A 4,799-nucleotide genomic window follows, 5' to 3' on the forward strand; every position below is an offset into this window, starting at 1 on the left:
TGTATGCCTGCTCCACCACTGCTGTCACTTCCGGCAATGGTTAGTGCGGTTTTATATTTTCTCATGAGCTTTTCTTTGTTGTGATGATTTCCAATAATTCACGGGAGGCCTTTTCAGGATCGGGTGCCGAACAAATTGCAGATACTACCGATATTCCGTCAACACCTGTTTGCAGGACTTCCCGGGCATTTTCCTGCTTAATGCCGCCTATGGCGACGGCCGGGTGCCTGGAAAGCCTTGCTATATGAGCCGTTCCTTTCAGGCCAAGCCCTTTTGCCAGCTCTTTTTTGGTAGGTGTTGTGAAAACCGGGCTTATCCCGATATAGTCAATATCTGCCGCATTGGCCTCCTCGATCTGGTCGGCAGACTCAACAGAGAGACCGATGATTTTATCGCGACCAAGGAGTCTTCTTGCCATTCGCCAGGGCATATCATTCTGTCCCAGATGAACTCCGTCAGCATCTGTTGCCAGAGCCACATCTACCCGGTCGTTGATGATTAGCGGTACATTGTATTTTTTCAGCAGTATTTTTATATCGAGCACCTCCATTATAAATTCTCTGGTGGAAGCCTCTTTTTCCCTTATTTGAACCATTGAGACGCCCCCCTTCAGAGCCTTTTCTGACACCTCTTTCAGCGATCGACCTAAAGATAACCCGCGATCGGTAACAAGATAGAGACTCAGGTCAAATTCATTTCTCATATTTTTAAATGTTTGGCAATATCAATATCATTCAAATTACAGAGTGCATCCAGAAAATACATTTGAAAAGTCCCCGTGCCCAGGGCCTTATTTTTAGCTGTTTCACCTGCAACGGCCATTATAGCCATTGCCGTTGCAGCGGCCTTCAGGCTGTCCTCACAAACTGCAGCAAAAGCCCCTGTCAGAGCAGTTGCTGTACATCCCATGCCGGTTACTTTCGGCATAAGGGGAATATGATTTTTAATACTGATGACGGTTTCTCCGTCAGTTATGTAATCAACAGGACCGCTGATGCTGATAACAGCTCCGGTTTCATATGCAAATGTTTTAGCTAATTCCAGAGCCTTATCCGACGATTCGGTACTGTCCACCCCTTTGGTTTTAACATCGCTGCTGATGAGTGCCATTATTTCGGAAGCATTTCCCCTGATAATGGTTGGTTTACATGTTTTAATCAGTTGATGACAGGTATCTGTCCGAAAAGGTGTTGCTCCGGCACCCACAGGGTCTAATATTACAGGTATACCTCTCTTCGATGCAGCTTTTCCGGCAATCAGCATTCCCTCGATCCATTCTTTACCAAGCGTACCGATGTTAATAACCAGGGCCGAGGCAATGCCGGCCATGGCTTCCATCTCTTCGGGAGCATGGGCCATTACCGGACTGGCACCAATGGATAGTAATGCATTGGCTGTGTTATTCATCACCACATAATTGGTAATGTTGTGTATCAGCGGGGCTTGTTCTTTTAGTTTTAATAAGTCTTCTGCTACGCTTTGTGCTGTGATCATAGTAATAACTTTTTGTGGTAAAAAAGAGCTGTTCTGCAGTAGCAAAACAGCTCTTAAATGATTTATTTCCTTAAAAATTTGATCTCATTTAACTAACTGTTTCCCTACGCTGTTATTATACATCTCAGGTGCAAGGGTTTGTTCTCAGCCCCAAATTCGGAGCACCCCTAACAGTGTTCTACAAATTTAATAAATTAAATCAACAGCATTACTCTAAATCGAGAACTATTGAAATATTTTCTTTTACCAAATCAGCCACTTCATCAGGTAATATACCGATCTTTTTGGTCAACCGTTTATTATCAATTGCCCTGATTTGGTCAATCATAATGTCGCACGCCTTATGGAGATTAGCCATTCCTTTTTTCAAATGTACTCTTAAAATATCCGAATCGTGTCGTACATTAGTAGTAATGGGACAAACAATGGTTGATGGATGTGGAATTTTATTGAGTAAATCTGTTTGAACAACTAAAACCGGTCTTGTTTTTCCCGGTTCAGTTCCAACCCTGGGGTTTAAATCTGCAATCCAGATTTCGAATTGTTTAATCGCCATAGTCAATTCCCTCGAAATCTTTTAATACAGACATTGAATCATTTTTTACTACTTCAGATTCTTTTTTAAGCTTCTCCTCAAGAATCTGTTTGCGCTGCACTTTATTGTAATGCTCTATTGCTTCGTTGATGTAACGGTTACGTGGCTTTTTAATCCTGGCAAGTATTTTTTCTGTTTCGCCGAAAATCGAGTCATCAATCTTTAAGGATACTGTTTTCATGATATTCTATTGTTACATATCACTGCTGAAAGTATATTACAAATATATATCTTTTTGGAGTATCATTCAAGTATAGTAAATATTGTTTGTAATTCTAAATCCACGAATGTTCTTTGGAATATCGCATCATCTGCTCGGCATACCCTTCGCTGTAATCAGGTATTACATCCAAAATGTTTCCATCATTATCTTTTTCCAGCCCGTACACAGGATTTACAAATCCGCTGTAGGGGGCAAGATTAAGTTTTTTGTATCTTTCGAGCACTTCGGCATGAAGATTTCTGTCAATTTTTACACCATAGTTTTCAACGAGTTGCCTGGCGGTTTCAAAATCACCTTCCGATTTTACACGCTGTATTTCTGCAAGTAATTGTGCAAATAGTTCACGCAACGCCTGATAATTATTGATGGTGAAATAGCTCTTCCCATCTTTTATTTTCTTTTCAATCACATTATCGGTTTTTTCCTTTTTCGTAGCACCACGAAGCTATCAACTGACGGTTACGCATGTGAGCCTGCTCAATATTATCACCGGGTTTAATACGGGTGATCTGCGTCAGGAGTCCGTTCCGGATATAGTTGTCGTATTCGGCTTTAAAAGCCTCTTCATCGGGCAAAAGTTCCAATTCAATCAGCTTTTTGTCAGCCATAAAATACAAAGCAAATAAGTCGGCACGGGTTTCTTCAATTACAGCACCGTAGGCTTTCAATTCATCGCCGGTAACCCCTTCCAGCAGTTGTCCCGAACCGTGCCCCAGGCACTCGTGCAAGTCGGTATGCAGGTTGCCGGCCAGAAAGCCATATTTATTGTGCCGTTCAATTTCTTCCTGTGAATAACAAAACTCTTCCAAAAAACCGGTTCCTTTAGCAGCTTCATCATAAGCATAAGTAATGTTTTCGATGGTTACAGACTTTGAGCCATACTCTTTACGAAGCCAGTCGGCATTGGGCAGATTAATGCCGATAGGGGTGTGCGGATAACAGTCGCCACCCAGCATAGCAACATTAATTACTTTGGCTGTAACGCCACGAACCTCTTTCTTTTTGAATCGCGGATCGGTTGGTGAATGATCTTCGAACCACTTTGCATGTGCACTGATTATCTCCGTTCGCCGCGTGGCTTCAATATTCTTGAAATTTACAACGCTTTCCCAGCTTGCTTTAAGGCCAAGGGGGTCACCATAAGTTTCTATGAAGCCGTTAATAAAGTCAACCCGCGATTCGTTATCCTGCAGCCAGGCGATATTGTACTTGTTGAAAATTTCCAAATCGCCGGTTTTGTAAAAATCGATGAGTAAGGAAATAATTTTTTCCTGAGTTTTATTCTCGGCTACTGTTAGTGCTTTTTCGAGCCATCCTACAATTTTTTGGATTGCCAGGGAGTAAAGACCTCCAATTTTCCAGACTTTCTCAACAAGCCTTCCGTTTTCTTTAACCAATTTTGTGTTCAATCCATGCGAAAGCGGCTTCTTTTCCTCCGGACTTTTTTTTGATGCATAAAATGCCTCAGCCTCCTGTTGGGAAACATTTTCGTAATAATTATTGGCTGAAGTAGCAATCAGGTCTTCATGTTCTGCCTGGTTCACACGTTTTGTATCAACAGTGGGGTCAAAAAGGATGGGGATCAGTTTTTCAACAAGCTCCTTTTTTGTTTCTCCGTTGCTAAGGGGAAGTTTTTTATCATCAATATTTCCAATTGCCTGTTCAAAGAATTCAGGGCTAAACCCGGGCTCTAATTTGACAGTAGAATAATGGTGATGAATGCCGTTGGAAAACCATACCCGTTTAAGAAAAACTTCGAAAGACAGAAATTCCTCCGAAGAACGGTCACCGTTAAAATTCTCATATATAGCTTCCAGAGTCTTGCGAATGGTCAGATTGTGTTTATAATTCTGGTCGAAAAGAATGTCACGTCCTTCTATGGCTGCCTGCGATAAATAATAAATCAGTATCTTCTGTTGTAGTGGCAATTCTTCAAACCCGGAAACAGGATAACGAAGAATGCGTAAATCGGCAAATTGTTCTACAACGTATTTAAAATCATTGGTTTGCATCGTATTGAGTCTTTTTATTAATATCCGGTTTATTACAGTTAATAATAGATGAGCCCGGTCTAAAAAGCATCTTTATTGCCAAACTCTGTGTTGTTTCAAATTTTTGCATCCTCATTAACAACGAGTTAACTCCGATACAAAAAATTAAAACGCCTTGATTTTGACAAAAATATGCTTTTTATACCGCACTCATAGATCGTTAGATGTTTAGATGTAAGATGATTCATCCGCATAAAATTTATTTTTATAATGTCGGATGGAACTCGCATGTTAGAACTTATACACGTTCTTATTATGGTAAGTCTTGCCATGGTCGTTTCGTACAACCTTAATATACTGCATTTTGACAAGCAAGCCTCTTTGAGCATAAACAATTGATTTGCCGCGTATTGCAAAAGTTCAACGAAGTATTGAGTTAACTATGCAATTCTTTTCAGCATCGCATTTCAACCTGCTTTATTCATAAGTTTTCGTC

At 40.8% G+C, this 4,799-nt stretch carries 6 protein-coding genes and 1 riboswitch; all 6 genes read right to left on the bottom strand.

The features are described 5' to 3' along the window. Nucleotides 1–61: 61 nt before the first annotated feature. Complete coding sequence (gene thiE, locus OQ5_RS0111230; protein ID WP_016777588.1) at nucleotides 62–703, bottom strand: thiamine phosphate synthase; 642 nt, start codon at nucleotides 701–703, stop codon at nucleotides 62–64. Next, nucleotides 700–1,494 (bottom strand): hydroxyethylthiazole kinase, encoded by a 795-nt coding sequence (thiM, locus tag OQ5_RS0111235; protein ID WP_016777589.1) that lies wholly within the window; start codon nucleotides 1,492–1,494, stop codon nucleotides 700–702. The genes thiE and thiM overlap by 4 nt, the downstream gene beginning before the upstream one ends. Before the next feature lie 84 nt (nucleotides 1,495–1,578). Beyond that, nucleotides 1,579–1,673, bottom strand: a riboswitch (TPP riboswitch). A gap of 29 nt (nucleotides 1,674–1,702) precedes the next feature. After that, on the bottom strand, nucleotides 1,703–2,050 hold the full coding sequence (locus OQ5_RS0111240) for a type II toxin-antitoxin system PemK/MazF family toxin (RefSeq protein WP_010418641.1): 348 nt from the start codon (nucleotides 2,048–2,050) through the stop codon (nucleotides 1,703–1,705). Next, the gene (locus OQ5_RS0111245) at nucleotides 2,040–2,270 is read right to left on the bottom strand and encodes a hypothetical protein (RefSeq protein ID WP_016777590.1); all 231 of its coding nucleotides are present in this window, start codon (nucleotides 2,268–2,270) and stop codon (nucleotides 2,040–2,042) included. The genes OQ5_RS0111240 and OQ5_RS0111245 overlap by 11 nt, the downstream gene beginning before the upstream one ends. A gap of 94 nt (nucleotides 2,271–2,364) precedes the next feature. Further along, on the bottom strand, nucleotides 2,365–2,721 hold the full coding sequence (locus OQ5_RS24630; RefSeq protein ID WP_255297502.1) for a hypothetical protein: 357 nt from the start codon (nucleotides 2,719–2,721) through the stop codon (nucleotides 2,365–2,367). 1 nt (nucleotide 2,722) lies between these two features. Continuing rightward, on the bottom strand, nucleotides 2,723–4,324 hold the full coding sequence (locus OQ5_RS20920; RefSeq protein ID WP_255297503.1) for a dipeptidyl peptidase 3: 1,602 nt from the start codon (nucleotides 4,322–4,324) through the stop codon (nucleotides 2,723–2,725). Between the last annotated feature and the right edge of the window lie 475 nt (nucleotides 4,325–4,799).

Origin of the sequence: Anaerophaga thermohalophila str. Valhall, assembly GCF_000250735.1 — a bacterium.
Lineage (GTDB): Bacteria > Bacteroidota > Bacteroidia > Bacteroidales > Marinilabiliaceae > Anaerophaga > Anaerophaga thermohalophila_A.

What these genes read in the sequence shown, in the direction of transcription:
- thiE (WP_016777588.1), bottom strand. Translation starts at nt 703, where the DNA reads ATGAGAAATGAATTTGACCTGAGTCTCTATCTTGTTACCGATCGCGGG.
- thiM (WP_016777589.1), bottom strand. Translation starts at nt 1,494, where the DNA reads ATGATCACAGCACAAAGCGTAGCAGAAGACTTATTAAAACTAAAAGAA.
- OQ5_RS0111240 (WP_010418641.1), bottom strand. Translation starts at nt 2,050, where the DNA reads ATGGCGATTAAACAATTCGAAATCTGGATTGCAGATTTAAACCCCAGG.
- OQ5_RS0111245 (WP_016777590.1), bottom strand. Translation starts at nt 2,270, where the DNA reads ATGAAAACAGTATCCTTAAAGATTGATGACTCGATTTTCGGCGAAACA.
- OQ5_RS20920 (WP_255297503.1), bottom strand. Translation starts at nt 4,324, where the DNA reads ATGCAAACCAATGATTTTAAATACGTTGTAGAACAATTTGCCGATTTA.